This window comes from Paraburkholderia sp. EG286A, assembly GCF_040965375.1.
In the GTDB taxonomy this organism is placed as follows: Bacteria; Pseudomonadota; Gammaproteobacteria; order Burkholderiales; family Burkholderiaceae; genus Paraburkholderia.
Window position 1 is genome coordinate 304,023 of record NZ_JBFRCB010000008.1, and the last position, 26,638, is coordinate 330,660.

Annotated in this window: 24 protein-coding genes, 1 rRNA gene and 1 pseudogene; 13 read left to right on the forward strand and 13 right to left on the reverse strand. The window is 66.2% G+C overall.

The window, feature by feature from the left end:
* The first annotated feature begins 5 nt into the window (after positions 1-5).
* From AB4Y35_RS33405 to AB4Y35_RS33435, 7 genes are read left to right on the forward strand one after another with little or no spacing between them, the layout of a single operon-like run.
* On the forward strand, positions 6-962 hold the full coding sequence (locus AB4Y35_RS33405) for an ABC transporter permease (RefSeq protein WP_368707787.1): 957 nt from the start codon (positions 6-8) through the stop codon (positions 960-962).
* The gene (locus AB4Y35_RS33410) at positions 959-1,915 is read left to right on the forward strand and encodes an ABC transporter permease (RefSeq protein ID WP_368707788.1); all 957 of its coding nucleotides are present in this window, start codon (positions 959-961) and stop codon (positions 1,913-1,915) included. The genes AB4Y35_RS33405 and AB4Y35_RS33410 overlap by 4 nt, the downstream gene beginning before the upstream one ends.
* Entirely contained in the window at positions 1,912-3,786 is a 1,875-nt protein-coding gene (locus AB4Y35_RS33415; RefSeq protein WP_368707789.1) for an ABC transporter ATP-binding protein, read from the forward strand. Before AB4Y35_RS33410 ends, AB4Y35_RS33415 begins: the two co-directional genes overlap by 4 nt.
* Positions 3,783-4,103, forward strand: a complete 321-nt coding sequence (locus tag AB4Y35_RS33420; protein ID WP_368707790.1) for a (2Fe-2S)-binding protein — start codon at positions 3,783-3,785, stop codon at positions 4,101-4,103. Before AB4Y35_RS33415 ends, AB4Y35_RS33420 begins: the two co-directional genes overlap by 4 nt.
* On the forward strand, positions 4,082-5,557 hold the full coding sequence (locus AB4Y35_RS33425) for an FAD-dependent oxidoreductase (protein WP_368707791.1): 1,476 nt from the start codon (positions 4,082-4,084) through the stop codon (positions 5,555-5,557). The genes AB4Y35_RS33420 and AB4Y35_RS33425 overlap by 22 nt, the downstream gene beginning before the upstream one ends.
* The gene (locus tag AB4Y35_RS33430) at positions 5,554-6,723 is read left to right on the forward strand and encodes an NAD(P)/FAD-dependent oxidoreductase (protein WP_368707792.1); all 1,170 of its coding nucleotides are present in this window, start codon (positions 5,554-5,556) and stop codon (positions 6,721-6,723) included. Before AB4Y35_RS33425 ends, AB4Y35_RS33430 begins: the two co-directional genes overlap by 4 nt.
* Positions 6,724-6,725: 2 nt before the next feature.
* Positions 6,726-7,088, forward strand: a complete 363-nt coding sequence (locus AB4Y35_RS33435; protein ID WP_368707793.1) for a helix-turn-helix domain-containing protein — start codon at positions 6,726-6,728, stop codon at positions 7,086-7,088.
* Positions 7,089-7,112: 24 nt separating this feature from the next.
* Here the strand turns inward: AB4Y35_RS33435 and AB4Y35_RS33440 are convergent, their stop codons facing one another.
* The 9 genes from AB4Y35_RS33440 to AB4Y35_RS33480 form a co-directional block, all read right to left on the reverse strand.
* Positions 7,113-7,457, reverse strand: a complete 345-nt coding sequence (locus AB4Y35_RS33440; RefSeq protein ID WP_368707818.1) for a cupin domain-containing protein — start codon at positions 7,455-7,457, stop codon at positions 7,113-7,115.
* 37 nt (positions 7,458-7,494) lie between these two features.
* Positions 7,495-8,466 (reverse strand): succinylglutamate desuccinylase/aspartoacylase family protein, encoded by a 972-nt coding sequence (locus AB4Y35_RS33445; RefSeq protein WP_368707794.1) that lies wholly within the window; start codon positions 8,464-8,466, stop codon positions 7,495-7,497.
* The gene (locus tag AB4Y35_RS33450) at positions 8,463-9,935 is read right to left on the reverse strand and encodes an NAD-dependent succinate-semialdehyde dehydrogenase (RefSeq protein ID WP_368707795.1); all 1,473 of its coding nucleotides are present in this window, start codon (positions 9,933-9,935) and stop codon (positions 8,463-8,465) included. The genes AB4Y35_RS33445 and AB4Y35_RS33450 overlap by 4 nt, the downstream gene beginning before the upstream one ends.
* A gap of 166 nt (positions 9,936-10,101) precedes the next feature.
* Positions 10,102-10,602 carry an Lrp/AsnC family transcriptional regulator gene (locus tag AB4Y35_RS33455; RefSeq protein ID WP_042269347.1) on the reverse strand — a complete coding sequence of 167 codons (501 nt, stop codon included), beginning with the start codon at positions 10,600-10,602 and terminating at the stop codon, positions 10,102-10,104.
* A gap of 44 nt (positions 10,603-10,646) precedes the next feature.
* Complete coding sequence (locus tag AB4Y35_RS33460; RefSeq protein ID WP_368707796.1) at positions 10,647-12,053, reverse strand: aspartate aminotransferase family protein; 1,407 nt, start codon at positions 12,051-12,053, stop codon at positions 10,647-10,649.
* Positions 12,054-12,255: 202 nt separating this feature from the next.
* On the reverse strand, positions 12,256-13,182 hold the full coding sequence (locus AB4Y35_RS33465) for a 2-hydroxyacid dehydrogenase (RefSeq protein ID WP_368707797.1): 927 nt from the start codon (positions 13,180-13,182) through the stop codon (positions 12,256-12,258).
* A gap of 17 nt (positions 13,183-13,199) precedes the next feature.
* Positions 13,200-14,075 (reverse strand): GNAT family N-acetyltransferase, encoded by an 876-nt coding sequence (locus AB4Y35_RS33470; RefSeq protein ID WP_368707798.1) that lies wholly within the window; start codon positions 14,073-14,075, stop codon positions 13,200-13,202.
* Between the two features lie 132 nt (positions 14,076-14,207).
* Entirely contained in the window at positions 14,208-14,582 is a 375-nt protein-coding gene (locus AB4Y35_RS33475) for a BON domain-containing protein (protein ID WP_368707799.1), read from the reverse strand.
* A 181-nt stretch (positions 14,583-14,763) separates the two neighbouring features.
* Positions 14,764-15,057 (reverse strand): hypothetical protein, encoded by a 294-nt coding sequence (locus tag AB4Y35_RS33480; protein ID WP_368690800.1) that lies wholly within the window; start codon positions 15,055-15,057, stop codon positions 14,764-14,766.
* Between the two features lie 109 nt (positions 15,058-15,166).
* Here AB4Y35_RS33480 and AB4Y35_RS33485 point away from each other — a divergent pair, with 109 nt between their 5' ends.
* A complete protein-coding gene (locus AB4Y35_RS33485; protein ID WP_368707800.1) occupies positions 15,167-16,132 on the forward strand; it encodes a GlxA family transcriptional regulator in 966 nt (321 codons plus the stop codon).
* Between the two features lie 13 nt (positions 16,133-16,145).
* Here the strand turns inward: AB4Y35_RS33485 and AB4Y35_RS33490 are convergent, their stop codons facing one another.
* Complete coding sequence (locus AB4Y35_RS33490; protein ID WP_368707801.1) at positions 16,146-16,859, reverse strand: GNAT family N-acetyltransferase; 714 nt, start codon at positions 16,857-16,859, stop codon at positions 16,146-16,148.
* Between the two features lie 117 nt (positions 16,860-16,976).
* Positions 16,977-17,840, reverse strand: coding sequence for an NmrA family NAD(P)-binding protein (locus tag AB4Y35_RS33495; RefSeq protein WP_368707802.1), 864 nt, complete (start codon positions 17,838-17,840; stop codon positions 16,977-16,979).
* A 230-nt stretch (positions 17,841-18,070) separates the two neighbouring features.
* Here AB4Y35_RS33495 and AB4Y35_RS33500 point away from each other — a divergent pair, with 230 nt between their 5' ends.
* Positions 18,071-18,988: a LysR family transcriptional regulator gene (locus AB4Y35_RS33500; RefSeq protein WP_368707803.1), complete on the forward strand. Its 918-nt coding sequence runs from the start codon at positions 18,071-18,073 to the stop codon at positions 18,986-18,988.
* A gap of 11 nt (positions 18,989-18,999) precedes the next feature.
* Here AB4Y35_RS33500 and AB4Y35_RS33505 read toward each other — a convergent pair.
* Positions 19,000-19,483 (reverse strand): annotated as a pseudogene (locus AB4Y35_RS33505) (LysR family transcriptional regulator).
* 127 nt (positions 19,484-19,610) lie between these two features.
* Between AB4Y35_RS33505 and AB4Y35_RS33510 the strand changes: the two are divergent.
* Positions 19,611-20,315, forward strand: coding sequence for an SDR family NAD(P)-dependent oxidoreductase (locus tag AB4Y35_RS33510; RefSeq protein WP_368707804.1), 705 nt, complete (start codon positions 19,611-19,613; stop codon positions 20,313-20,315).
* A gap of 33 nt (positions 20,316-20,348) precedes the next feature.
* Here the strand turns inward: AB4Y35_RS33510 and AB4Y35_RS33515 are convergent, their stop codons facing one another.
* The gene (locus tag AB4Y35_RS33515) at positions 20,349-20,786 is read right to left on the reverse strand and encodes a carboxypeptidase regulatory-like domain-containing protein (RefSeq protein WP_368690806.1); all 438 of its coding nucleotides are present in this window, start codon (positions 20,784-20,786) and stop codon (positions 20,349-20,351) included.
* Positions 20,787-21,293: 507 nt separating this feature from the next.
* Here AB4Y35_RS33515 and AB4Y35_RS33520 point away from each other — a divergent pair.
* The 3 genes from AB4Y35_RS33520 to AB4Y35_RS33530 form a co-directional block, all read left to right on the forward strand.
* Complete coding sequence (locus AB4Y35_RS33520) at positions 21,294-23,507, forward strand: glycoside hydrolase family 3 C-terminal domain-containing protein (RefSeq protein ID WP_368707805.1); 2,214 nt, start codon at positions 21,294-21,296, stop codon at positions 23,505-23,507.
* A gap of 342 nt (positions 23,508-23,849) precedes the next feature.
* On the forward strand, positions 23,850-26,129 hold the full coding sequence (locus tag AB4Y35_RS33525) for an EAL domain-containing protein (RefSeq protein ID WP_368707806.1): 2,280 nt from the start codon (positions 23,850-23,852) through the stop codon (positions 26,127-26,129).
* Positions 26,130-26,573: 444 nt separating this feature from the next.
* A 16S ribosomal RNA gene (locus AB4Y35_RS33530) occupies positions 26,574-26,638 on the forward strand; the annotation flags it as partial.

The following is a 26,638-nucleotide window of genomic DNA, read 5'->3' on the forward strand; positions in this document are numbered from 1 at the left end:
ATCCGATGAAAGCTCACGCGCAACGTCTCATTGCCGCGCGTCTCGGTCTCGCGCTGCTCACGTTGCTGATCGTCTCGGCAATCGTGTTCGGTCTCACGGGCCTGTTGCCCGGCGACGCCGCGCAGCAGGCCCTCGGCCAGGCGGCCACGCCTGAGCAGGTGGCCGCGCTGCGGCACCAGTTCGGCCTCGACCAGCCCGCGCTCACGCGCTATGTTCACTGGCTCCTGCAGGCCGTGACCGGCAACTTCGGTACTTCGGTGTCGAACAACCAGCCGGTCAGCGAGTTGATCGCCACGCGTCTGCCGAATTCGCTCGTGCTTGCCGGCCTCACCACGCTCGTTTCGGTACCACTGGCGCTGGCCATCGGCATCTTTTCCGCCGTGTTCCGCGGCTCGCTGCTCGACCGCGTGCTCAACGTGCTCACGCTCTCCGCCGTGGCCGTGCCCGAATTTCTGGTCGCCACCATCGCCGTGCTGATTTTCGCGGTGAAGCTGCGCTGGCTGCCCGCGCTCTCGTACCTCTCGGAGGTGGACTCGTTCGGCACGCTGCTGCGCATCTACGCGATGCCGGTCATGACGCTGTGCTGCGTGATTGTCGCGCAGATGGCGCGCATGACGCGCGCCGCCGTGCTCGACCAGCTGAGCGCGCCCTATGTGGAAATGGCGCGCCTGAAAGGAGCGTCGCCTGCTCGCATCGTGTTGCGCCACGTGCTGCCGAACACGATCGGCCCGATCGCCAATGCCGTCGCGCTGAGCCTCTCGTATCTCTTCGGCGGCGTGGTGATCGTGGAGTCGATCTTCAACTATCCGGGCCTCGCGAGCCTGATGGTCGACGCCGTGACGAACCGCGATCTCCCGCTCGTGCAGGGCTGCGTGATGGTGTTCTGCGCCGCGTATCTGGTGCTCGTGCTGATCGCGGACCTGTGTCAAATCGTATCCAACCCGAGGCTGCGTCAACGATGAACCGACCCGCCACATCCCATGCCGCGACCGTGCTCTACGCGACGAGCGAGAGCGAGGAGCGGCCCGCCGCCGACGTCGTCAAGGACGTACCGGGCGACGTGCCCACGCCGCCGCGCTCGCCGCTGCGCCGCCTCGTCGGGCGCCTCTCGGTGCTCGGCCTGATCGGCCTTGCGATCGTCGTGTTCTGGCTCGGCGTGGCCTTCATCGGGCCGCTCGTCGCGCCGTACAAGGGCGGCGCGATCACCTCCACGGAGATCTTCGGCTCGTATAGCGCGGCGCATCTGCTCGGCACCGACTTCCTCGGCCGCGACATGCTGAGCCGCGTGCTCTACGGCACGCAGTACACCGTGGGCCTCGCGCTCGCCGCCACGCTGCTCGCCAGCGGTATCGGCACATTCTTCGGACTGCTGGCTGCCGTCGCGCCGCGCTGGATCGACGAGGTGCTGAGCCGCGTGTTCGACGCGCTGATCTCCATTCCGAGCAAGGTGCTCGCGCTCGTCGTGATCGCGGCGTTCGGCTCGTCGGTGCCGATGCTCATCACCGTCGCGGCGCTCGCCTATATTCCGGGCGCGTTCCGTATCTCGCGCTCGCTGGCCGTGAACCTGATGACGCTCGAATACGTGCAGGTCGCCAGAGCGCGCGGCGAAGGGCTGTTCTATATCGCCCGCGTGGAAGTGCTGCCGAACATGATCCACCCCATGCTCGCCGACTTCGGCCTGCGCTTCGTGTTCATCGTGCTGCTGCTGAGCGGCCTCTCGTTCCTCGGCCTCGGCGTCCAGCCGCCGGACGCGGACTGGGGCTCGCTCGTGCGCGAGAACATCGGCGGCCTCTCGGAAGGCGCGCCCGCCGTGCTGATGCCGGCCGTCGCCATCGCGACGCTGACCGTGGGCGTGAACCTGCTGATCGACAGCCTGCGCCGTCACGGCGGCCGCGCGAATGGAGGCGGAAAATGAACATGATCGAAGTGACGGGCCTGCGCGTCGTCGCAGGCGCGGCGCCCGATCCGGTCGTCGAGATCGTCAAGGGCGTCGACTTCACGGTGAAGAAGGGCGAAGTGCTCGCGCTGATCGGCGAGTCCGGCTCGGGCAAGACCACCATCGCGCTCTCGCTGCTCGGCCATGCGCGCGACGGCTGCGCCATTGCGGGCGGCAGCGTGAAGATCGGCGGCACCGACGTGCTCGCGCTCGACGAACGCGGCCGTCGAGCGCTGCGCGCGCGCACCGTGGCTTATGTCGCGCAGAGCGCCTCGGCGGGCTTCAACCCGGCGCGCACGATCATGGATCAGGTGACCGAGCCTGCGCTGCTGCACAAGCTGATGTCGCCCGCGGCGGCGCGCGAGAAGGCGGTGAGCCTGTTCCGCGCGCTCGCGCTGCCTGCGCCGGAGACGATCGGCACGCGCTATCCGCACCAGGTGTCCGGCGGCCAGCTGCAGCGGCTGATGGCGGCGATGGCGCTCATCACCGACCCCGCCGTGGTCGTGTTCGACGAGCCCACCACGGCGCTCGACGTGACCACGCAGATCGAAGTGCTCGCAGCCTTCCGCAAGGTCGTGAAGGAGCTGGGCACGACGGCCGTGTATGTGTCGCACGATCTCGCGGTCGTAGCGCAGATGGCCGATCGTATCGTCGTCCTGAACAATGGCGCGGTGCGCGAGAACGGCACGACGCTGCAGGTGCTCGACGCCCCCGCCGACGACTACACGCGCGCGCTGCTGGCCGCGCGCCGCCACCCGAACCCCGGCCCCCCGGCCGTGCCGCCTGCCGCCGAAGTGCCGCTGCTCGAAGTGCGCGGCCTGACCGCGGGCTATGGCCGGGTCGATGCGAACGGTGTGCCCGCCGTGCGCGTGCTCGAGGACGTGAGCCTGCGCATCCCGCGCGGCAGTGCGCTGGGCGTGATAGGCGAATCGGGCTCGGGCAAGACGACGCTCGCGCGCGTGGTGGCGGGCTTGGTCGAGCGTGCGCGCGGCGAGGTGCTGCTCGACGGCGTGCCGCTGCCCGCGACGCTTTCGGCGCGCACGCCCGATCAGTACCGTCGCATCCAGATCGTGTTCCAGAACGCCGATACGGCGCTCAATCCGAGCCGCACGATTGCCGACATCCTCGCGCGGCCCATGTGCTTCTATCACGGCCTGCGCGGCGCGCGGGCGCAAAAGCGCATGCTCGAACTGCTGGATCTCGTGAAACTGCCCGCCTCGATTGCGAAGCGTCAGCCGGGCGGCCTCTCGGGCGGCCAGAAGCAGCGCGTGAACCTGGCCCGCGCCCTGGCGGCCGAGCCTGCGCTCATTCTGTGCGACGAGGTGACGTCCGCGCTCGATACCGTCGTTGGCGCGGCGATTCTCGACCTGCTCGCCGAACTGCGGCGCGAACTGGGCGTCTCGTACATGTTCATCAGCCACGATATTTCGACGGTGCGTGCGATTTGCGACGACGTCGTCGTGCTGTACGGCGGCCAGTGCGTCGAGGCGGGCCAGCGCGACGTGCTGGAGGCGCCGCCTTATCACCCATACACGGGTTTGCTCGTCGATTCGGTGCCGGCCCTGCAGCCGGGCTGGCTCGACGCACGGCGTGCCGTGGCGGGCGCGGCACTGCCGCCGCTCGGGGCGTCGGCCGAGGTGCGCGAACTGTGTGCGTTCCGGGCGCGCTGCCCGGTGCGTATCGATGGCGCGTGCAATGTCTCGGCGCCCGTGATGAAGCGCTTGCCCAGCGGGGCGCAGATCCTTTGCCATCACACGACGGCGGAACTGGAGCGCCTGCAGACCGCCCAGGCGGCGCAAGTCGCGCAGGCAACCCAATCCAACCAATCCAACAAGAGGGCGGCCGCATGAGCGCGCGCTTCGTGAGAGTGGCCGAAGCGGGCCGCCCGACCTTCGAGATCGAGATCGACGGCCGTGTGGCGCAGGCCGCCGACGGCGACACGCTGATGGTCGCGCTGCTCGCCACGCAGGACGCGTTGCGCGACTGCGAGTTCGACGACGGGCGCCGCGCCGGTTTCTGCCTGATGGGCGCATGCCAGGACTGCTGGGTGTGGACCGCGCAGGGCGAGCGGCTGCGCGCCTGCACGACGCCCGCGGCGCCGGGCATGTCGATCGTCACGCGCAATGCACTTGCCGGGGAGGGCGTATGGCCGCGCGCGCAGAACTGAAGGTCGTCGTGATCGGCGCGGGACCGGCGGGCGTGCGCGCGGCGCAGACGCTGGTCGCGGCGGGCCTGCGTCCCGTCGTCGTGGATGAAGGGCGGCGCGACGGCGGGCAGATTTATCGGCGTCAGCCCGAAGGCTTCAAGCGCAGCTATGAAACGCTCTATGGCACCGAGGCCGAACGCGCGGCGTCGCTGCATCGCGACTTCGACGCGCTGCGCGCGCAGATCGATTACTTGCCTGACACGCTCGTCTGGAACGTCGGGCCGAAGTCCGTGCATCTCGCGAGCGGCGCGCGCTACCACGAGCTGGCCTTCGACGCGCTGGTCGTCTGCAGCGGCGCGACCGACCGGCTCATGCCCGTGCCGGGCTGGCATCTGGCGGGCGCCTATAGCCTGGGCGGTGCGCAGGTCGCGCTGAAGTCGCAGGGCTGCGCCATCGGCGCGCGCACCGTCATGATGGGCACCGGCCCGCTGCTTTACCTCGTCGCCGCGCAGTACGTGAAAGCGGGCGCGACGGTGAGCGCGGTGCTCGATACGTCCACGCTCGGCCAGCGCGTGCGCGCGTTGCCCGATTTGCTGCAGGTGCCGGCCACGCTGCGCAAGGGCATGGCGCTCCTGCGCACGCTGCGCCGCGCGGGTGTGCCGATGCATCGGGGCGTGACGCCGCTCGCGATCGAAGGCTCGCCAGAGCATGGCGTCACGGCGGTGCGCGTGAAACTCGCGAACGGCGGCGAAACGCGCGTGGCGTGCGATGCCGTCGCGCTGGGCTATCACTTGCGCTCCGAAACGCAAATCGCGGATCTCGCGGGTTGCGCGTTCCGTTTCGATCAAGCCGCGCGGCAGTGGCTGCCCGAAGTCGACCAGGACGGCCGCAGCAGCGTGGCAGGCGTGTATCTGGCCGGGGACGGCGCCCGCGTGCGCGGCGCCGACGCGGCCGAGCGCGCGGGCCGTCTCGCCGCGCTGGCGGCGTTGCAGGATGCAGGCGCGGCCGCATCGAACGGAGCGCTCGCCGAAGCGGCAAGACTGCGCGTCGAACTGGCACGCTTCACGCGCTTCGCACAAGGATTGCGCCAGGCATTTCCATGGCCCGCGCATTTCGCGGCGACGCTGCCCGACGACACCGTCGTGTGCCGCTGCGAAGCCGTCACGGCAGGCGAATTGCGCCGCGTGGTGCGCGAGACGGGCGCCACGGAAGCGAATCGCGCGAAGGCGTTTTCACGCGTAGGGATGGGGCGCTGCCAGGGCCGCTTCTGCGCGCACGCCGGGGCCGAAGTCATCGCAGCCGAGGCGCGTGTGCCGCTGGAAGCCGTGGGACGGCTGCGCGGGCAGGCGCCGGTCAAGCCGCTGACGATGACGCTGAGCGCCGCGGGGAATGACATCGACGAAGCGCAGGGCGGCGCGGCGCCCGTCGCGCAAACGCAGCCCGGCGCATGCCGCACAAAGGAGTTCAGCGAATGACGGATCGCGCCGATGTGATCGTGATTGGAGGCGGCATCATCGGGACGTCCACGGCGTTCTTCCTGAGCCGCCGCAAGCGCTCAGTGATCCTGATCGAACGTGGGCTCACGGGTCAGCAGGCGAGCGGTGTGAACTTCGGCGGCGTGCGCCGCCAGGGGCGCGCGCTCTCGCAGCTTGCCATGTCCAATCGCGCGCTCGATATCTGGTATCGCGCGCAGTCGCTGCTCGGCGAGGATGTCGAGTTTCTGCCTTCGGGCCACACGCGCGTGTGCTACCACGCACACGACGCCGAATACTTTCATCGCTACGCCGCGCAGGCGCGCGCCTACGGGCTCGATCTCGAAGTGCTCGAAGGCGCCGCGATGGTCAAGCGCTTTCCGTTCCTGGGCCGCGAGGTGCTGGCCGCCTCCATCTCGCCGCGCGACGGCCACGCCAATCCGCGTCTGGCCGCACCGGCGTTCGGGCGTGCCGCCGCGCGGCTCGGCGCGAATCTCGTGGAGAACACCGAGATCGTGCGCGTGGAAAAGGAAGCGGGCGGTTTTCGCGTGGAGAGCGCGACGGGCGCCGTGTGGCGCGCCGAGCAACTGCTGATTTGCGCCGGTGCATGGGCGGGAGCGCTCTCCGCGCAATTCGGCGAACCGGTGCCGCTCGTGGCACGCGGCCCGCAAATGGCCGTGACCGAGCCCGTGCCGTACCGCTTCATGCATTCGATGGGCGTCTACACGTCGATCAAGGAGGAGAGCGTCTACTTCCGGCAGATTCCGCGCGGCAACCTCGTGCTGGGCGGCGGCGCCCCAGGGCCCGCCGACGCCGGCACGCGCCGCGCCGGCGTGCTGCCCGGCAACACCGTGCAGCAGATCGCACAGTTCCGCCGGCTGGTTCCCGCGCTCGCGCCGCTGCATGTGATCCGCGTGTGGAGCGGCGTGGAAAGCTACCTGCCGGATGCGGAGCCGGTGATCGGCCCGAGTTCGACGACGGAGGGCCTTTTCTATGCGTTCGGCTTCAGCGGCTCGGGCTTCCAGATCGGCCCGGGCGTGGGCGAAACGCTCGCGGAACTGCTCGACGCCGGCGCGACCGACATACCGCTCGAGCCGTTTTCGATCGCGCGCTTCGGTGGCGCGGCGCCCGCTGCAAGCGCGCACGCATCGACTGCCAGCGAGGCTTGATCATGCATGACGCGATTGCAGTCGTTGCCGCGCCAGTCACGCCGCTGCGCGACGCGCTGGCCTATATCGACGCGAATTTCGACAAGTCCGTGAGTCTCGCCGAACTGGCCGAGGTATCGGCGCTCAGCGTCTCGCGCTTCGCTACCGTGTTTCGTCAGCAGGTCGGCCTCTCGCCCTACAAGTACCTGTGCGAGGTGCGCGTGCGCCGCGCGCAGCTATTGCTGCTGGCGGGCGTGCCGGGCGCCGTGGTCGCGACACAGGTCGGCTTCTTCGACCAGAGCCATCTGGCGCGCCATTTCAAGCGCTTTTGCGGCGTGACGCCCAGCGCCTTCCTGCAGCAGGCGAGGGCGCTCGAAGCGGCTTGAGCGCCTTCTGTCCCGCGTCGCGCGTCACAGAATGACGTAGACCTTGCGCATCGTCTCGTCGACTTCCCACGTGCCTTGCGTGTTGGCCGCGAAGAAGAGCGTATCGCCGCCGCGAAAATGCACCGTCGCCTCGCCGTCGGGCGTGAAGCGGCCGCTGCCGCTCAGAATGTGCATGACCTCGGCTTCTTTCACCGAGCGCCGGTAGGTGCCGCTCGTGCATTCGAACAACCCGGTGTCGATGGACTCCGTGCCTGGAATGATCTTCTGCACGCCCGAAACGCGGATCGCCTGCGAGCCGGGTGCGCCCGCTGTGCCCCAGTCTTCGAGCGCCTGCACGTCGATGCTTTGCGTGATCTGCTGAACTTTCATCATTCGTTCGTTAACCTGAATAAAGGGAAGGCGCGCTTCAGCGCTTCTGAACGATGCGCTGCTCGATCTTGCCGAGCCGCACCACGGTCACGCCCGGGCGCAACTGGCGCAGCGAAGGCATCACGAGAATGCAGTCGTCGTAGGGCGTGACGACCGGCTCGCCGTCGGACCAGCCGATCACGGCGCCGGCCTTCGGGAACACTTCGAGGCCCCTGTAGTCGCCCGCGAAACGGAAGTCCATGCTCTTCGCCACCACGGGCTCCGTGACACGCACCACGCGCATTTCCGGCGGCAGCGGTTGCAGCCAGTCGGCTGGCAGATCCGCTTCGTCCACAACGCCAGCGATAAGCAGGAAGCGCGCCGTGACATCGCGCGCCACGGTCACGGCGCTCGCTTCCCAATGCTGGCCACACTCGATCAGGAGTGCGTTCTTCGCGCTGGCCGCGTCGCCGAAGCCTTCGTAATCGCGCATGCGGCGGCCTTCCGGGTGGCCTTCGTCGCAGATGACGGTGGCTGGCGCGCCAAGCCGCGCGGAAAGTTCGACGCCCTTGGCGAGCGGCCCGGCGACGATGAGCGGCATGCACTTCTCGTGCATCGAATGGAGGTCGAGCAGCAGATCGACGTCGTCGATCACGGGCCGCATCGCGCGGGCGCGGCGCAGTTCGCTCGATTCGCGCGCGAGATCGTCCAGCGCCTGCGCGGTCCACACGCGGTTGAAGTCCTGATCGACGAAACGCGCGGCGTCGGGGTGCGCGGGGTCGAAGCGGCGGTAGGCCTCCACGTTGGCGAACGCGAGCGTGAGCTTGCCGCGTCGTGGCCGCAGCCGCGCGCGCAGCAGCGCGTCGACGACGATCGCGCCACATACCTCGTTGCCGTGCGTGAGCGCGTTGATCATCACATGCGGGCCGGGCATGCCCGAGTCGAACGTATGCACATAGGGGATGCCCGTCTCGCTGTGCTCGTGCGTGGCGATGTCGGGGAACGCGACTTCGATCGGATAGGTGCTCATGCAAGCCCTCCCTGGCAGAGGTATTTGATGGAAAGGTAGTCGTCGAGCCCGTACTTCGAGCCTTCCCGGCCATAGCCCGATTCTTTCACGCCGCCGAACGGCGCGGCTTCGCTCGCGAGCGCGCCTTCGTTGATGCCGACGATGCCCGCTTCGAGCAGCCGCGCGACGCGATCGATGCGGCGCACGTCTTCGCTGTAAAAGTAGGCGGCGAGGCCATACGGCGTGTCGTTGGCGGCGCGGATCGCCTCGGCTTCGTTGTCGAAGCGGAACAGCGGTACAACGGGGCCGAAGGTTTCTTCGCAGCTTAGCTGCATGTCGGGCGTGGCGTCCGCGAGCACGGTCGGCGCGTACCAGTTCGCACCCAGTTCGGTGAGGCGCTTGCCGCCCGTGAGCACGCGTGCACCGCGACTCACGGCGTCGTCCACGTGGCGGGCGATCTTCTCGACCGCGCGCGCGTTGATCATCGGGCCGATCTGCGCAGCGGGGTCGGTCGCGGGCGCGACCTTCAACGCGGCCACGCGCGTGGCGAGCTTGTCGGCGAAGCGCTCGAATACGCCCGCTTGCACGTACACGCGATTGGGACACACGCAGGTCTGGCCGCCGTTGCGGAACTTCGCGGCCATGAGGCCTTCAACGGCGGCGTCGAGATCCGCGTCGTCGAACACGATGAACGGCGCGTTGCCGCCCAGTTCGAGCGAGAGCTTTTTCAACGTGCCCGCCGATTCCCTCGCGAGATGCTTGCCCACGGGCGTCGAGCCGGTGAAGGTGATCTTGCGCACGCGGGCGTCCGCGAGCCAGTCGGCGACGGCGCTCACGCCGCGCTCGCGCGACGCGCAAATGAGGTTCAGCACGCCGGGCGGCACACCCGCCTCGTGCGCGAGCATGACGAGTGCGAGTGCGGTGAGCGGCGTGTCCTCGGCGGGCTTGCCGACCACCGTGCAGCCCGCGGCGAGAGCGGGGGCGATCTTGCGCGCGATCATCGCGAGCGGGAAGTTCCAGGGCGTGATCGCCGCGACCACGCCAACGGGCTCCTTCACGGCGCTCATGCGTTTGCCGCGCTGCTGCAGCGGGATGAGATCGCCGTAGATGCGCGTGGCCTCGTCGGCGAACCAGGCGACATAGGACGCGCCATACATTGCTTCGCCGCGTCCCTCGTGCAGGGGCTTGCCTTGTTCGAGCGAGATCAATTGGCCGAGTTCGTCGGCGTTCGCGACGATCAGCGCATGCCAACGGCGCAGCACGGCGGCGCGTTCGGCGGGGAGCGTGTCGCGCCAGGCGGGGATTGCGCGGGCCGCGGCGTCGGTGGCGGCGCGTGCGTCGTTCGCATCGCTATCGGCGACCTCGGCGATCGTTTCGCCGGTCGCGGGATCGGTCACGGCGAAGCGCGTACCGGACGCGGAGGGCACCCATTGCCCGTCGATGAAGTTGTCGCTGCGAATCAGGGCGCTCAAGGGATAACGCGTAGTCATATGCCGGGTCCTTTCCGCACGTGCGAAAGAAGATGGATCGATGCCGGGAAGCGGGCGCGCACGACGGGCACGCCGAAGCCGCGAGGTTTCGGCGCGAAGCGTGCGCGAGAAAATGGAGGCGGGACGCAGGAGCGCGAGGCGCGTGCCTCGCGTGCGTCGCCCATGCTCAGGAATGCAGGTTCTGCGAGAACAGCGTTTCGAGCGGGTAGTGCGTCTTGACGAACGCCGTCTTGATGATCACGTAGCTGAAGTACTTCTCGATGCCGATATCGCGCTCCAGCAGCCCTTCGACGATGCTCTGATAGTGGCTCACGCTGCGCGCGACGAACTTCAGCAGATAGTCGTAGCCGCCGCTCGCGAGATGGCACTCGACCACCTCGTCCACCTCGCGAATCGCCTTCTCGAACTTGATGAAGTCCTCGCGGCGATGGTCGGCGAGCGTGACCTCGGTGAACACCATCTGCACGTCGCCCAGCTTTTCCAGCTGGATCTGCGCGCCGTAGCCGACGATGAACCCCGCCTTCTCCAGACGTTTTACGCGGATCAGGCAGGGGCTGGGCGACAGCCCGACTGCGTCGGCCAGTTCGACATTCGTGATGCGCCCCCGCTTCTGCAGCTGCGAGAGGATGCGCAGATCGATTCGGTCCAGCTTGCAGTCGTTGCTCATCGTGATGGGGGCGGCCCTGCATGTCGAAGTGTCGAGTGATGTTATCACGCGGCGACACGGGCGCTGACCCCATTCTTTGCCTTCAATGCGGCGCGCACTTCGGGCTGCGCGAGCACGTCGTCGAGCGTTTTTTCGAGGCGCTCGAACAGCAGGTCGAACTCGCTTTCGGTGTACGAAAGCGCGGGCGCGAAGCCGAGAATGCCGTCGCCGAACGCGCGGAACACGAGGCCGTTGCCATACGCGGCGGCGGCGATGCGATCGGGCAGGCCGAGCGAGGCGTCGAAGCGCTGTTTGCTCTCCTTGTCGGCGACGAGTTCGAGCGCGCCGAGCAGACCGCGGTGACGCGAGTCGCCCACGAGCGGATGCGCGAGCAGCGCGTCGAGCCCCTGAGCGAAGCGCGGCGCGCGCGCGACGCCGTTCGCGAGCAGGCCGCCTTCTTGATAGAGGCGCATGACTTCGAGGCCGATGGCCGCGCTCACCGGGTGCGCCGAATAGGTGTGGCCATGGCCGATCACGGCGGCGGCGTCGCCATCGGCAATGCCTTGATAAACGGCATCCGACATCAGCACGGCGCCCATCGGCGCGTAGCCTGCGGTGAGGCCCTTGGCCACCGTCATCAGATCCGGCTCGACGTCTTCGGCCTGGCACGCGAACAGCGGACCCGTGCGGCCAAAGCCCGTAATCACCTCGTCGGCGACGAACAGAATGTCGAGCTTGCGGCACGCTTCGCGCATGGCTTTCAGCCAGCCGACGGGCGGCACGATCACGCCGCCCGAACCCTGGATCGGCTCGCAGAAAAACGCGGCGACGTTGTCGGCGCCGAGCGCCGCGACCTTCGCTTCGAGCGCGGCGACCGAAGCGGCGATGAGCGCCGTGTCGTCCGCATGCTCGCTGCGATACGCATAGGGCGAGGGAATGTGATGCTGCGTGGCGAGCGGCAAGTCGAAGTTGCGATGGAACGCGGGCAACGCGGTCAGCCCCGCGCCGACTGCCGACGAGCCGTGATAGCCGCGCTCCTGCGCGATGACGTGCTTTTTCGCGGGGCGCCCAGTGGCGTTGTAGTAGTGCGTGATGAAGCGCAGCGCCGAATCCACCGCATCCGAGCCGCCCAGCGTGAAGTACACGTGTTGCAGCGAAGCGGGCGCGCGCTCCACGAGCAGCGCGGCCAGTTCGATGGCGGGCTCCGAGCCGAAGTGGAAATAACCCGTGGCGTAGGGCAGGCGCGCCATCTGGCGCGCCGCGGCTTCGACGATGCTCTGATGGCCGTAGCCCGTGTTGACGCACCAGAGGCCGGAGAACGCGTCGAGCAGTTCGTTGCCGGCGGCGTCGCGCAGGAACACGCCCTGGGCGGATTCGAGCACGGTCACGCCGCGCGCTTCGTGCGCGCGGTAGTTCACGACGGGATGGATCAGATGTTTGCGGTCGGCTTCAATGAGCGAGCGATTCGGCATGGTTCGGTTCCCGGCTGATAAGTCAGAGGAGTGCGCCGCCTGGCCGTTGATTGGGCGTTGGCTGGCCGTTGATTCACCGTTCCATGCTACCGGGCCGATACCGGTGCACGTTTCGCCAAATAATTCGTGAAATAGCGTGTTTGTGGCGTTTTGATCGGGGGGCGCAGCATATTGTGCTGCGCCCTCGGCGCGCTCACGCGCCTCAATAGCCGCGCGTGCGGTCGATGAGGCCCAGCATCGGCAAGCCGTCGCGGTGGCGGCGGATGTTCTCGAGCACGACATCGACGGCGGTTTCGGGCCGCGTGGCGCTGGCAATGTGCGGCGTGAGGCGCACACGCGGATGCGTCCAGAGCGGATGCTCCGGTGGCAGCGGCTCGGGGTCCGCGACATCGAGAATCGCGTTGCGCAGATGACCGCGATCGAGCGCGTCGAGCAGCGCTTGCTGGTCCAGTTGCGGCCCGCGCCCGACGTTGATGAAAGACGCGCCCTGCGGCAGCTTCGCGAAGAGCGAGGCGTCGAGCAGGCCGCGTGTCGCTTCGGTGAGCGGCAGCAGGCAGATGAGGATATCGGTGCGCGCGAGGAAGGCGTCGAGCGCCTCTGCGCCCGCGTAGCATTCCACGCCCGGCAAGGTGCGCGGCGAGCGGCTCCAGCCCGCACAGGCAAAGCCGAAGAGGCGCAGGCGTTCGAGCACCGCACTGCCCAGCATGCCGAGCCCCAGCACGCCAACGCTGCGCGAGGCGGCGGCGCGCACGGGCAGAGCACGCCACACGCGCTGCTGCTGTTGCAAGGCATAGTCGAACAGATCGCGATGGATGGTCAGGACCGACTGCGTCACGTACTCGACCATCCCCTCGACGATGCCCGGCTCGATCATGCGCACCACGGCAACGTGCTCCGGTACGCCGGAAAGATCGAACTGGTCGATGCCCGCGCCGACGGAGAAGATCACTTCGAGATTGGGCAGCGTGCGCGCGGGGTCCTCGGGCGGTTGCCACGCCGCGAGATAACGCACGGCGGCGGGGTCGCCGATATCGGGCCAAAGGCGGAACGGGATCTCGGGGGCCTTGTGCGCGAAAAGCTGCGCCCATTGCCTGCCGCGCTCGGGGTCGGCTTTGTAGAGGAGCGTCATGAGGCCGGTTTCCGCAATCAGCCTAGCGCCTGATTGACGATGGCGAATTGCAGCACGCCCGGATCGGGCACGGGCGCGCCATTGCGCGACATCTTCACGACCGTGTCGACATGCGCGAGGCCGATCGATTCGAGCCAGGGGCCGAGGCCGTGTTCGTCGGGTGTGTCGAGGCGCGTGAAGGCCCCCGTGTTGGCGGCGAGGCGGTTGGCGATCAGCGCTTTGGCGCGCTGCATGTGCAATCCGTCGTCGGCGACGACGGCCACCGGACCGATCGCATGGCCGCGGCCGAACGGGCGCAACAGCGCGAAGCCGAGCACCGTGTCGCCACGCACCAGCGCGACGCCCCGGGACACATCGAGCAGCGGCGGCAGGAGTGCAGTGCGGTCGAGCCCGCTCGCGCGCGATGCGAGTTCGATGAGGCGCGGCGTATCGCCCGGTTCTAGCGGCCGCAAACGCTCGCCCGGCGGCGGCTCGACAATGGGCGCCGAAAAGCGGTCGCTTTGGTGCTGATGCAGCAGCCCGATCTTCCTGAAGCCGAGCTTTTCGTAGAGCGGCTGGCCGGCCTCGGTGGCGTGCAGCACGGTCATGCGGGTTCCCAGCGCTTCGAGCAGGCGCTCCATCAGCATCCGGCCGATGCCGCGGCCTTGCTGGTCGGCCGAGACGATCACGAGCCCGAGCGTCGCGCCATGCTCGCCCCACGGCCAGCACAGCGCCGTGCCCACCACCGTTTCGCCTTCGCGAACCACGAAGCCGTGCCCGGCCGCGGCGGCGAAACGCCAGTCGTCGCTACGATGCGGCCAGCGGAATTGCAGGGAAAGCGCGTGGGCGCCCTCGATGTCGGAATCGGTGAAAGTCTCGCAGACGAGGCTCGAGGACGCAGGCTGGCCGGACACGGCGGGCTCCTTGATCGAAGTTCGATGGCTCACTTTGACAGGGCGCGCGCGCGAGGAATAGGACGATCCTGCTGTGCGGCCGATCGAATCCGGCTTTGTGTCGGCCTCTGGGCACGCTTGTGCGTCCGTCAATCAAGGTCCGCTGCCGCGGGCCGTCCGCACGGTCAGGTGGTTCTCCACCGAGGTGACGCCGCGCACCGAGCCCGCCGCGTCGCCGGCACGCGCGATCTGCGACTGGTGCGGTACCGACCCCGTCAGGGAGACGACGCCGCTATGCGCCGTCACGTGGATGCTGGCGAAATTCAGTCCCGTGGTGCGCGTGAAGGCCCGGCGGACGTCGCGCACCAACGCGCTGTCCGATCTGGCCGATTGTGCGGGCGCGCCTTCCTGAGCGGACGCCTCGCCGGGCGCGCTCGCGGCCGTTTGTGCATGTGCATAGCCCGCGCCACTCGCGATGGCCGCGAGGACCAGCGCGCGGGCGATCTGGTTTTTACCGTTAGTTTTCATCCTTCTTCCCTTTGCCAGGTGCTGCAGGTTCCCCAAGGTTCTGCGCCCGCCGCCGGACGGCATCGAAAACAAGCGGCGGATCAGTACGTTGTAGGTGAAATCTCCGGCGAGGAGAAGAAGGCTGCCAGGAGGCCGCCGACGACCCATGGCGCATGCGTGGACGGCGCCTCCTGGGTAGCGCTTACTTTCCTTGAAGCAGCAGGCCGAGCGGCGCGAGCGGGCCCACCGGCAGCAGGTCGAACGCGAGGATGCCGGCCTCGACGAGCGGCAGCGTATCCAGCGTGGCCGTCACGTCGTCGACCGAGCCCGAACTCATGAGAAACACCACGCCCGGCTTGTCCTGGCGAAACCAGTACTGCTCGATTTTGTCGTCCAGGTAGAGCTTGAGCGTGGCCGGCACTTCGTGCGGCATGATCTCGTCGCGCTGCGCGGGCGTGAGTTCCTTGACGATCGATCCAATGGCGAGAACCTTCATGACAACCTCCTTGATCCATGTTTGTTGCGACTTGCAACGCGATTGAGTGTATCGTTGGGGTCTCGTCGGCTGTACCGTCACAAACGACAACTTTAGAGGCATTTACGCCATGCGCATCGCTATCCTGGCTCTCGACGGCGTCTTCGATACCGGGCTCTCCGTCACGCTCGACGCGTTCTCGGTCGCAAACAAGCTTTCGGCCGCGACCATGGGCGGCGTGCCGCGTTTCGACGTCGCGCTCGTGGGGGTGAGAAAGCGGGTGCGCTCGGCTCACGGCCTCGCGGTGCCGGTGCGAACGGTCGCGCCGGACGCGAAGCCCGATTGGGTGATCGTGCCGGCATTGGTGACGTTGTCCGCGCAGGAGCTGATCCAGTCGTTCGAGCGGCGGGACGTCGAGGAGGGCATGGCGCGCTTGCTCGAATGGCAAACGGGGGGCGCGCGAGTCGGCGCTTCGTGCGTGGGGACGTTCCTCCTCGCGGAGGCGGGGCTGCTCGATCACCGCGAAGCCACGACCAACTGGTCGCTCGCGCCGTTCTTCCGGCAACGCTATCCACATGTTCAGTTGAACGAATCGCGCATGCTCGTGCCTTCGGATATCGGCGTGACGGCCGGCGCAGCGATGGGGCATCTCGATCTCGCGCTCTGGCTGATCCGCTCAGCGAGCCCCGAACTCGCATCGCTCGTGTCGCGCTATCTGCTCGCAGACATCCGCTCTTCGCAGGCGCCGTACATCATCCCGAATCATCTGGCGCAAGCCGATCCGCTCATTCAGCGCTTCGAACAATGGTCGAGAAAAAATCTCAAGTCGGGATTCTCGTTGCAGGACGCCGCGAAGGCGCTGGCCACGAGCTCGCGTTCCTTGCAGCGCCGCTGCCAGGAGGTGCTCGGCAAGTCGCCGCTGGCGTACTTTCAGGATTTGCGGGTCGAGCACGCGCAGTCGCTGCTGCGCAGCGGCAAGCTCGACCTGGAGAGGATCGCCGCCGAAGTCGGTTACGGCGACGGCGCGACGCTGCGCAGCCTGTTGCGGCAGCGCCTGGGCAGAGGGGTGCGGGAACTCCGTACCGACTTGTTGTGAACGAGCAGCCTCTTTATGGCGCGACGCCGAGCACCGTGAGATGCATCTCGCGGCGCTCGACAAAGCCCAGCGTGCGATAGATGGAAATGGCGCCGTGATTCGACGTCAGCACGTGCAGGAAGGGGGTCTCGCCGCGCGCGCTGATTGTCGCCATCAGTAGCTTCATGAGGGCCGCCGCGAGCCCTTGCCCCCTGAAGGCCGGGTCCACGCAGACGGCGCTGATTTCGGTATGGCCTTCGACCTTCATGCGCTCGCCGGCCATGGCGACGAGCTTGCCCTCCCGGCGCACGCCGAGGTAGCCGCCGAATTCGATGGTGCGCGGACCAAACGGGCCGGGCTGCGTTGCCGCAGCCAGCGCGAGCATTTCCGGCACGTCATGTTCCGTTAGGCGCACGTGCTCCAGCGCGGTGGGCGCAGGCGCTTCGCCTTGCCAGACCATTTGCAGCAGCGTGGCATGGCGGATCAGCGCGAAGCCGTCGGGTGGCTCCACGGCATCCAGCGTGGTCAGGGCAACGGGTGCGTGCTCCTCGATCAGGCCTCGCAAGGCATCGAACGATTCAGGCGTGGTGTCCGTCATCGCCGCGAAGGGGGCGACGGCGGGCGCATACCGCACTGCGCGATCGTTTCCGACAGCAAGATGGCGCTGGCGGCCGGTCAGCGCATGCCCTGGCACGTTGTCGAGCGCGGTTGTGCTCTCCGCAGGTTTCGTTGCCAGCACATCGAACATGATTCGCGCTCCAGTAGAGAATGTGAACGGTTTGCGAGGTTAGTCTAGACGAGGCGGGGTTCGGCGGGCCACGGCCGAACCCGCCAACTTTGGCGTCATTCGCGCCAATGCCTTTCGTCACGCACCGCTTGCCAGCGCTTCGAGCACGGTGTCCAGTTCGACATGCCCGCGAAGGATCTCGTCGGCGGGCTTCGAGAAACAGATCCAGCCCTCGTTGAATCCGTCCAGCATGCGCATCCGCGGCAAGGGATGCTTCATGCCTTGTGCCAGAAAGCGCGACTCCCATTCCTGCCGGTTCACCGCCACCGCGCGCACAGGTCTGCCAAGCACGCGGGCAAACGCAGAAGCGATGTCGTTCGCGCTCACGCGGCGCGGTCCCTCCAGCTCGACCACGCGCGTGCCGCTCCATGTTTGCTGGAGCAATTCGGCGGCGAGGCGGCCGACGTCCGCGGTCGCGACCATCGGCACGGCCTGGTCGAGCGGTTGCAGGTAGCTCTCGATCACGCCGATGTCGCGCGCGCTCGCGACATCCCACGCGGCGTTCTCCATGAACCAGCCGGGCCGCAGGAAAGTCACCGGCACAGGCAGCGCGGCCAACGCCTGCTCCATCAGCGAGAGTTGCGTGAGCAGATTGCTCTCTTGCGCCTGCGCGCCGATGGTCGACAGACACACGACCTTCGCGGGCCGTGCCTCGTGGATCGCGGTGTAAATGGCGTCGATGACCGCGCGCGACTCGGGGAAGCCCGGCGAGGGATCGAACTGCGGAGGCAGCAGGATGAACACGCCCTGCGCGCCGCTGAATGCAGCGGTCAGCGCGGCGGCGTCTTCCATGCTTGCCGTCGCCAGCTCGCATCCTTGCGCTTGCCACGACGCGGCGCGCGCGACGTCGCGCACGACTGCCCGCACCGGTTGCCCCGAGGCCAGCAGCGCACGGGCGAGTGCGCCGCCCACTTTTCCGGTAATGCCTGTAATTGCGTACACTTGAAACACTCCGCATGCGACCACGAATTCGTCGAAAATGCCGAACACGATGGCAGCGAGGTGCTGCCTGGTTCCGTTTCGGTGAGACGCATTCTGGACGCAGGGCGGCCGAAGCAAAATGCCGCGAAGGGCACTATATCAGTGACTCGGGCGCACGAATCGGATGGCCGGGCCATCATCGCCAAAGGCTGCCAGGGGCCGCCGTACCGGCCGCCATTGGAACGACGACATTGAGAACAACGACACTCGAGAATATTTCCGGCGCGATCAGCGTGTTTGCCGCCGTCGTCGACGCGGGGACCTTTGCCGCCGCGGCAGACGTGCTCGGCATGTCGCCGCCCGGCGTGAGCCGCGCGATTGCGAGGCTGGAGAAACGGCTCGATATCCGGCTCTTCAATCGCACGACGCGATCGATTTCACTCACCGAAGGCGGGCGCCGTTTCTACGAGCAGGTCGTCCCGCATCTCGCGGGGCTCGAGGAAGCGGCCATCGCGGCATCGGGGAGTGCGTCGGCGGTGCGCGGCAGGCTGCGCGTGAATCTGGACCCGGTGTGCTATCGGGCGATTCTCGGCGCGGATCTCGACCGGTTCATGGACGCTCATCCCGAACTCGAGATCGAGCTGATCGCAAGAGATAGTCTTGGCGACCTGGTGGCGGAGGGATTCGATGTCGCGATGCGATTCGGCAAGCCGCGCTCCTCGACGCTGGTCGCCCGCAAGCTGCTCGATACCGCCGTCGTGACGGTCGCGGCGCCGGCCTATCTCTCGCGCTGGGGCCGGCCGCTGCGCCCCGAAGATCTCGAAGGCCCCGCTCACCGGTGCCTCGAATTCCGCGACCCCGAGACATGCAAGCCTTATCCGTGGGAGTTTCATCGCAAGCGCAAGCACGTCGTGCTGGCGACGCATGGGCGGCTGACCGTGAATGATCCGGGCGCCTTGCTCAATGCGTGCCTGGCCGGTTCCGGCATTGCGCAAATGCTGCTGCTCGGCGCCGAGCCTCTGATTGCCGATGGCAGGCTGGTGAACCTGTTCCCCGACTGGCCCGACGAACGCTTCCCGCTATACGTCTACTATCCGTCGCGCCACTACACGCCCGCGAAGACGCGTGCATTCATCGACTTCATCGTCGCCTGGGCCGCGGTGCATTGATCGCGGCGACATCACAGCGGCACGCGTTGCCGGCATACGGTGAGCACGAGCTGCCGCAGCCAGCGATGGACGGGATCGGCCTCGATGCGGGGATGCCACATCTGCGACACCGTGATGTTTTCGGTCGTGACCGGCAACTCGAGCCGCGGCGATGAGCGGCGCGCCGAAGGCCTCGACGAAACCATCGTTGGCGCGAATCGTGAAGGTCCGCTGCAAGGTGGCGAGATCGGGCTCGGCGGCCGACGGCAGGAGGACGGCGCGTGCTTCGTGAACCGCGTTTCGCGTGCGCTCGCGCAGCGCCTGGGCGTGCAGCGTGAGCACCATGGCGCGGCCGGCGCGAACGAGGAGCGGGTCGCCGGTCGCCTCGCGAAGGCGGGTCAAGGTCCGGCTCATTGCCGAGGCGCTCAACCCCAGTCGACGCGCCGCGCCAACCACGCTGCCGTCGTCGAGCAATGCGTCGAGCGCAATGAGGAGATTCAGGCCGGGTTCAGACATGCCCGATGCTAGCACGGCACTTTTTGGCATGGCGTTGCGTGCAACTCATAGCTGCAAGCCATGCGTCTTCCGCCATGTGTGAGGCGCCACTATATTTCCCATATCGACTGAATACAGGGAAATAGCGATGCAGGAATCACCCCATCAAAAGACGGTCCTTCTCATCGGCGCGTCGCGCGGACTCGGCTTCGCCATGGTCGAGGCATACCTCGAGCGGGGCTGGCGCGTGATCGCCACCGGCAGGGCGGGTTCGATGGACCGGCTTGCACAGGCGGCGCAGGCCTCGCAAGTTGCGCTCGAAATCGACACGGTCGATATTACGGTGCCGGAGCAGGTCGCCGCACTCCACGATCGCCTTCAGGATCGCCGGGTGGACCTGCTCTTCGTGAACGCCGGCGTCACGAATGACCATCGTGAAACGATTGCAGATGTCTCAACCGATGAATTCGTTCGCGTGATGGTGACGAATGCGTTGAGTCCGATGCGCGTCGTCGAGGCATTTCAGGACCTCGTGCAGCCGGCCGGAACGATAGGTGTCATGTCGTCCGGGCAAGGCAGCGTCAGCAACAACACGAATGGCAATCACGAGGTCTACCGCGGCAGCAAGGCCGCGCTGAACATGTTCATGCGCAGCTATGCGGCGCGCCATCAGGACGACGCGAAAACCTTGCTGCTCATGGCACCCGGGTGGGTGCGCACGGACATGGGCGGCCCGCAAGCGCGCCTGGGCATCGAGGAGAGCATCCCCAACCTGGTCAGCACGATCGAAGCGTACGCAGGCCGCACCGGCCTGCATTACCTCGACTACCTCGGGAGGGTCGTTCCCTGGTGAGCCGTCTCGACAGGCTGGAGACGCGATTCGTGCTCAGTGCTTGCCCGGAAACGAGAACGTCGCACGCGCGCTGCCGTTGCCGGCGACGTTCACGCGCTGCGTCCTCGTGACCTCGTTATAGGTGGCGGTGATCGTATAGCGTCCGGCGGGCAGCCGCACGAGCATGTACGGACCGTGCGAACGCGTGTCGAGCACGGACGTGCCGCCGGCGTTCGATATCTGCACATGCACGTCGGCCACATAGCTCGAACCGGGGCCGGTAAACAGCATCGAGAGCGGCCACTGGCTGCGCGCGTGCCGCAGCGCGGAGGACTCGTCGCGGCCAACCCCGCCGGACACGAACGAGATGTCGCCTTGCTGCTCCGTTTGGGGCATGCCGGTTTGCGCGAGTGCGCCGCTTGCCAGAGCGAATGCGCACGTTGCAGCGAGCAGGGTCGAAGCGATTCGGGGAACCTTGCGTTGCCTTTCCATCGTGGCCACTCCTTACAGTGATGTCGATTTCGCGCACGCAGGCGCGGGCGCCGCCGCTTGCGCAGGCCTCGTAACAGATTAGCTTTTTTCGGCCCGCGACGCGCTCTGTGCGCTGCGCTCACAGGGCGCCGCTGGGCGTTCGCGGGCGTCATGCAAATCACATCGAATTTCGAATTTCCGTTGCGTTCGCAACAATCACATTACCGCTGTCTTACGATTACCTGTCGGTTTCGCGCCTTTCATGCGTGTTAGCTACCGCCAGCCGGGAAAATACTGAGATAAAAGTCCGTAAGGGTACTCAATAGTTTTTATATGATTATTTGGAGTTTTGCTACATCAACCGGCGAAGCCCAAGCGGATGCATAAAAGCAAACGTTTGCGCGCTGCGACTCAACCGGTTTCCCCGCAGGAAGTTTGCCGGCGCCTGACGCGGCCGGCCGCTCTGCCAGACCCTGTTTACCGGTCTGATCAGTACTCCATAACGTATTCGAACTCCCGGAGAGACATATGAGGATCACCCGTTGGCCCACCGCCGCCGTGCTGGTTGCGGTGGCCGCTACCGCCCATGCCGGCGACAGCAGCAACGACGTACCTTATCCGTTGCCGATGCCGTTGATGGCCGTCCCCCAGAACCTCGGCGCGCACGTTCGTGCCGACCTGTTGCTCAAGCGCATGACGCAGGACGAGAAGCTCCAGTTCATCCATTCCGAATACCAGATGAGCGCCGTGCCGGGCGGCGGCGCGGGCTATATTCAGGGCGTGCCGCGTCTGGGCATTCCCGACCTGAATATGGTTGATTCCGCAACGGGCTCAGGCAGCACGAGCCAGAAGAGCACGACCTTTCCGGCGACGATCGCGCTCGCGGCAAGCTGGGACCCGTACCTCGCGCGCGACTTCGGCGCCCGCATCGCCGACCAGTTGCGCGAGCAAGGATTCGGCATGGGGCTGGGCGGCGGCACGAACCTCGCTCGCGAACCGCGCGGCGGGCGCCTCTTCGAGTACCTCGGCGAAGACCCCGTGCTGGCGGGCGAAATGCTGGCGGCGCGCACCATCGGCACGCAAAGCCAGCAGGTGATCGCCACCATCAAGCACTACGTCGGCAACGAACAGGAAACGGGGCGCCAGGGCGGCAACAGCCAGATCGACGAGCGCACGCTGCGCGAACTCTATCTGCTGCCGTTCGAAATCGCGGCGAAGGAAGCGCGGCCGGGCAGCGTGATGTGCAGCTACAACCGCCTGAACGGCACCTACGCGTGCGAGAACACGCATGTGCTGACCGACGTGCTGAAGAAGGACTGGGGTTTCCAGGGGCAGGTGCAGTCGGACTGGGGCGCGACGCATAGCACGGCACCGGCGATCAACGCGGGTCTCGACGAGGAAGAGGACGTGGGCCCGACGGTCTACCTCACGCCCGACCTGGTCAAACAGGCGATCGCATCGAAGGCAGTTTCGCAGGACCGTCTGGACGACATGGTGCGGCGCAAGCTCTATGTGATGATCAGCACGGGCGTGCTGGACCATCCGGCGCAGGGCGGTGCCACGATCGACTTCGCGAAGTACAACGCGTTCACGCAGGCCGCAGAAGAACAATCCATCGTTCTCCTGAAGAACGACAGCAGCCAGCTGCCGCTTTCGGCACCGAGCCTGCACAAGATCGCGGTGATCGGCGCTCACGCCGATACGGCCGTGCTGAGTGGCGGCGGCTCGGGCAATACGCGCGATCCGGTCACGGGCAACTTCTCGGGCTGTGGCGGGCTCGCGTTCGCTTCGTCCACGGGCTGCGGCTGGTGGACCAACCCGTGGCTCAAGCTCAATACGCCTATCACCCAGGCGATCCAGCAGCTCGCGCCTTCGGCGCAGGTGAGCTTCGCGGGCAACACCGACCAGACGCAGCCGTTCCGCGCCTATACGCAGCAGGAGATCACCCAGGCCGCGACGCTCGCCAGCCAGTCCGATGTCGCGATCGTCGTCGTGGCGCAGCCTGCGGGTGAGGACTTCGGCGATCTGCAAAGCCTGAGCCTCGCGAACCCGTCGAATCAGGACCAGCTGGTCGAAGCCGTTGCGAAGGCCAACCCGCGCACGATCGTGATCATCGAGAGCGGCAATCCGGTACTGATGCCCTGGAAGGACCAGGTCTCGGCAATCGTCGAGGCGTGGTATCCGGGCGAGGGCGGCGGCAAGGCGATTGCGAACGTGCTGTTCGGTCAGGTGAACCCTTCGGGCAAGCTGCCGGTTACGTTCCCGGTGCACGATCAGGACACGCCGACGTGGGGGACGAACGGCGCTTTCGCGACCGATCCCGTGTATGCCGAGAAGCTGGACATGGGCTATCGCTGGTATGACGCGAACAACATCACGCCGCTCTACGAGTTCGGCTATGGCCTTTCGTATACGCACTTCAGCTATTCGGGACTGACGGTGAAGCAGGGCCCGGGGCATACGCTCACGGCCTCGTTCACGGTGCGCAACGATGGCCGCGTAGCCGGTGCGGAAACGGCACAGGTGTATCTGGGTGTGAGTTATGCCGGCGAGCCGCCGCGTCGTCTGGTTGGTTTTCAGAAGGTGTTCCTGAAGCCGGGTCAGTCGCAGCCGTTGCGCGTGACGATCACCGAACGTGCGCAGAGTGTTTGGGACACGACGCATAACGACTGGGCCTATGTGGCTGGCAGCGCGGTGTATGTGGGGGCTTCGTCGCGCGATATCCGCCTGCAGAGCCGGTAAGCAGGAGGCCGCGTTGGCGGCCTCAGTTTTCTATTCTCGAGAACGGCCGGCTCGCGAACGTTTGCGAGCCGGTTCAAAATCAAACTCGCCAGTCTTTCCGTATCTATCATTCGCGCGCGCAAGAACGCAAATGCCTGGTCCTGCAAACATAAATAACTTCCGCGGGTAATCCCCATTCATTCGGAATAAGGAAAGCGGGTAGACTTGGCCACCCGTCCGTGGGCCTTCCTCCGTTTGCGCGTCTTCCGGATACACGCCGTCACGCTTTACTGTGACTCTGTCTCGTAGTGCCGCGCGCACGCGACGCATGGAAGCTGAACCAAGAAGAATACTAAATCAGCCATGAGACTGATCACACGCGCAGTGAGCTGGCTTACCGAAGGCAACCGCCGCGGTCGAATCGTTGTGGTGCTCCTCCCTGTGTGGATGAGTGCCGTAGCGGCGGCCGTGCTCGCCCAGTACTCCCGTGCTGTCATGGCGTGGCCCGTTGCGGTGCTCGCATGCATCGGCATGCTATTACTGCTGCGCCTCTCCCGGCGCCTTGCCGCCCGATTGCATTTGAGCGAGGAGCGCTTGAGCCTCGGCTTCGAGGGCATCAATGCTGGACTATGGGACTGGGACCTCGTCAGCGACCGTGCCTACTATTCCCGCTATCTGTACCAGCAGCTCGGCTATGGCGACGGTGACCTCCCCATGGATACCCGCGCTTTCAATGCGCTCGTGCATCCCGCGGATCTGCTCCGCTTGCGCGAGACCATCATCAACCATCTGAAGCATGACAGCCTCTATGACGTCGAATACCGGCTGCGAATGGCCGATGGTCGATACCTGTGGTGCCGGGGACGCGGCAAGGCCATACGCGATGAGAGCGGCCGGGCGACGCGCATCGTCGGTTGCCTCTTCGATATCTCCGAACTCAAGCGGGCAGAAGCTGCAGCCGCGAAGGAAAAGAGCCTCACCGAAGCCACGCTCGCTTCGATCGACGACGGTGTGATCCGCATGGACAACCAGGCGAGCGTGACCTATTGCAACGCCGCCGCCGAGCGCATGCTCGGGCGTCCCTCGCGCGATATCTGCCAGAAGCCGTTGTTCGACGTCTGTGATCTCTACGACGAGCGCTCCGGCAATATCGTCACTGCGCAATGCCTGCGCAACCGGGCAGCAGCGGCCGACGACGACGCGCAGCGCAGACTCTCGGTGACGCGTCCGGATGGCTCGCTCCTGCCCGTGGCCTGCTCTGTGGCGACGATCCGCGACGACGAAGAGGAAATGCTGGGCACGGTGATGGTGCTTCGAGACGCGAGCACGGAGCGCAAGCATGCCGCCGAACTCGAATATCAGGCGACGCACGATCATCTGACGGGTTTGCTGAACCGACGCGAATTCGAGCGCCGGCTATCGGGCTTGCTCGAGAAGGCCGGGACACGCCCGCATGCGGTGATGTTCCTCGACCTCGATCAGTTCAAGGTCGTCAACGATACGTGCGGCCACGCGGCCGGCGACGAATTGATCCGCAGCGTGGGCGGCGCCTTGAAGCAACAACTGCGTGTCGCCCATATCCTCGCACGCCTGGGCGGTGACGAATTCGGCGTCGTGCTGCCGGAATGCTGCATCGACGACGCCCTGCGGGTCGCGGAGGATCTGCGGGAGGCCGTGACGGTCATCCGGCTACCCTGGGACCAGCGTTTGCTGACGACTGGCGTGAGCATCGGCGTGGTGGAGGTGGACGACACGCAAATCTCGACATGGGACATCATGAAGGCGGCCGACGTCGCCTGTTATATGGCCAAGGAAAAAGGCCGCAACCGCGTGCACCAGTACTGCCTGGAAGATCAGCTCCAGTCGACCACCCATACGCAGATGGAGTGGGTGGCCCGCGTGAAGGCGGCGCTCGAGCACGACCGTTTCCGCCTCTACGCGCAACAGATCAAGTCGCTCAAGGAGGGCGGTCCCGGCGAGGAAGTGCACGTCGAGTTGCTGCTGCGCATGGTCGACGAATCGGGTGATGTGATTCCTCCTGCGTATTTCATTGGCGCCGCCGAGCGCTTCAACCTGATGCCGCTCGTCGATCGATGGGTGATCGGCCGTGCTTTCGAAGCCATTGCGGCCGGCCATCTTGCGGCGAACGTCTGGTCGATCAACCTCTCCGGCGCATCGCTCGGCGACGAGGATCTGCTCGCGTACATCGTGCAGCAGCAGCAGCGCTGCGCAATCAGCTTCGAAAGCGTCTGCTTCGAGATCACGGAAACGGCCGTGATCACCAACCTCTCGAAGGCGATTGCCCTCATGGAGAGCCTGCGCGCACTCGGCTGCCGATTCGCGCTCGACGATTTCGGCTCCGGCATGTCCTCGTTCACTTACCTCAAGCGCTTGCCTGTGGATTATCTGAAGATCGACGGCAGCTTCGTGCGCGGGATTGCCAGCAGCGACCTCGATCGCACGATCGTCCAGTCCATTCACCAGGTGGCCCATGCCGCGGGCAAGGCGACCATCGCCGAGTTTGTGGAAAGCGAGGCGATCATCGGGCGCCTCAGCGGGATTGGCATCGACTACGCGCAAGGGTTTTGCGTCGGGTTGCCCCAGCCGCTTCCCGAAGGCGCTGTCGAGACCGTCGGCGCTTGATCGGCAACGACATGAGTGCGCCCGAATCCGATTGTGCTGAGGGCAGGGCGCAGCTGCCATTCCCCGATTTGGTGACAGAAGAGGCGACCCCACAGGCGTGGGTGCCGGTGGCTGCCGAAAATCGGCATAGCGGCCCCCAAAAATAAATATTCGAAAGTCGCTTGACGATATCCGGAATGACCCGCATAATTCGCCTCCTTCGCTGATCGCTGCGAACGAAAACGAAGCGATTAAGACGAATTGCTCTTTAAAAATTTACAGCCGATAAGTGTGGGCGCTTGATGCGGTGGCGACCTGATGTCGTTCTTCGGAGCGAAATCAGGAGCAGCAAAAGTATCAAGAGTCTCACACTAAAGTAAGTCAGGTTTTTGAAGCAATTCAGATTCCTGTCAGCTTTGAGTGAGCGACCGGTTCTTAACCGAACCGAAAACAGTAACAGGTATTGAACTGAAGAGTTTGATCCTGGCTCAGATTGAACGCTGGCGGCATGCCTTACACATGCAAGTCGA

What these genes read in the sequence shown, in the direction of transcription:
- AB4Y35_RS33525 (WP_368707806.1), top strand. Translation starts at nt 23,850, where the DNA reads ATGAGACTGATCACACGCGCAGTGAGCTGGCTTACCGAAGGCAACCGC.
- AB4Y35_RS33450 (WP_368707795.1), bottom strand. Translation starts at nt 9,935, where the DNA reads ATGACTACGCGTTATCCCTTGAGCGCCCTGATTCGCAGCGACAACTTC.
- AB4Y35_RS33430 (WP_368707792.1), top strand. Translation starts at nt 5,554, where the DNA reads ATGACGGATCGCGCCGATGTGATCGTGATTGGAGGCGGCATCATCGGG.
- AB4Y35_RS33410 (WP_368707788.1), top strand. Translation starts at nt 959, where the DNA reads ATGAACCGACCCGCCACATCCCATGCCGCGACCGTGCTCTACGCGACG.
- AB4Y35_RS33490 (WP_368707801.1), bottom strand. Translation starts at nt 16,859, where the DNA reads ATGTTCGATGTGCTGGCAACGAAACCTGCGGAGAGCACAACCGCGCTC.
- AB4Y35_RS33425 (WP_368707791.1), top strand. Translation starts at nt 4,082, where the DNA reads ATGGCCGCGCGCGCAGAACTGAAGGTCGTCGTGATCGGCGCGGGACCG.
- AB4Y35_RS33520 (WP_368707805.1), top strand. Translation starts at nt 21,294, where the DNA reads ATGAGGATCACCCGTTGGCCCACCGCCGCCGTGCTGGTTGCGGTGGCC.
- AB4Y35_RS33515 (WP_368690806.1), bottom strand. Translation starts at nt 20,786, where the DNA reads ATGGAAAGGCAACGCAAGGTTCCCCGAATCGCTTCGACCCTGCTCGCT.
- AB4Y35_RS33455 (WP_042269347.1), bottom strand. Translation starts at nt 10,602, where the DNA reads ATGAGCAACGACTGCAAGCTGGACCGAATCGATCTGCGCATCCTCTCG.
- AB4Y35_RS33405 (WP_368707787.1), top strand. Translation starts at nt 6, where the DNA reads ATGAAAGCTCACGCGCAACGTCTCATTGCCGCGCGTCTCGGTCTCGCG.
- AB4Y35_RS33460 (WP_368707796.1), bottom strand. Translation starts at nt 12,053, where the DNA reads ATGCCGAATCGCTCGCTCATTGAAGCCGACCGCAAACATCTGATCCAT.
- AB4Y35_RS33445 (WP_368707794.1), bottom strand. Translation starts at nt 8,466, where the DNA reads ATGAGCACCTATCCGATCGAAGTCGCGTTCCCCGACATCGCCACGCAC.
- AB4Y35_RS33435 (WP_368707793.1), top strand. Translation starts at nt 6,726, where the DNA reads ATGCATGACGCGATTGCAGTCGTTGCCGCGCCAGTCACGCCGCTGCGC.
- AB4Y35_RS33465 (WP_368707797.1), bottom strand. Translation starts at nt 13,182, where the DNA reads ATGACGCTCCTCTACAAAGCCGACCCCGAGCGCGGCAGGCAATGGGCG.
- AB4Y35_RS33440 (WP_368707818.1), bottom strand. Translation starts at nt 7,457, where the DNA reads ATGAAAGTTCAGCAGATCACGCAAAGCATCGACGTGCAGGCGCTCGAA.
- AB4Y35_RS33510 (WP_368707804.1), top strand. Translation starts at nt 19,611, where the DNA reads ATGCAGGAATCACCCCATCAAAAGACGGTCCTTCTCATCGGCGCGTCG.
- AB4Y35_RS33415 (WP_368707789.1), top strand. Translation starts at nt 1,912, where the DNA reads ATGAACATGATCGAAGTGACGGGCCTGCGCGTCGTCGCAGGCGCGGCG.
- AB4Y35_RS33420 (WP_368707790.1), top strand. Translation starts at nt 3,783, where the DNA reads ATGAGCGCGCGCTTCGTGAGAGTGGCCGAAGCGGGCCGCCCGACCTTC.
- AB4Y35_RS33480 (WP_368690800.1), bottom strand. Translation starts at nt 15,057, where the DNA reads ATGAAGGTTCTCGCCATTGGATCGATCGTCAAGGAACTCACGCCCGCG.
- AB4Y35_RS33475 (WP_368707799.1), bottom strand. Translation starts at nt 14,582, where the DNA reads ATGAAAACTAACGGTAAAAACCAGATCGCCCGCGCGCTGGTCCTCGCG.
- AB4Y35_RS33485 (WP_368707800.1), top strand. Translation starts at nt 15,167, where the DNA reads ATGCGCATCGCTATCCTGGCTCTCGACGGCGTCTTCGATACCGGGCTC.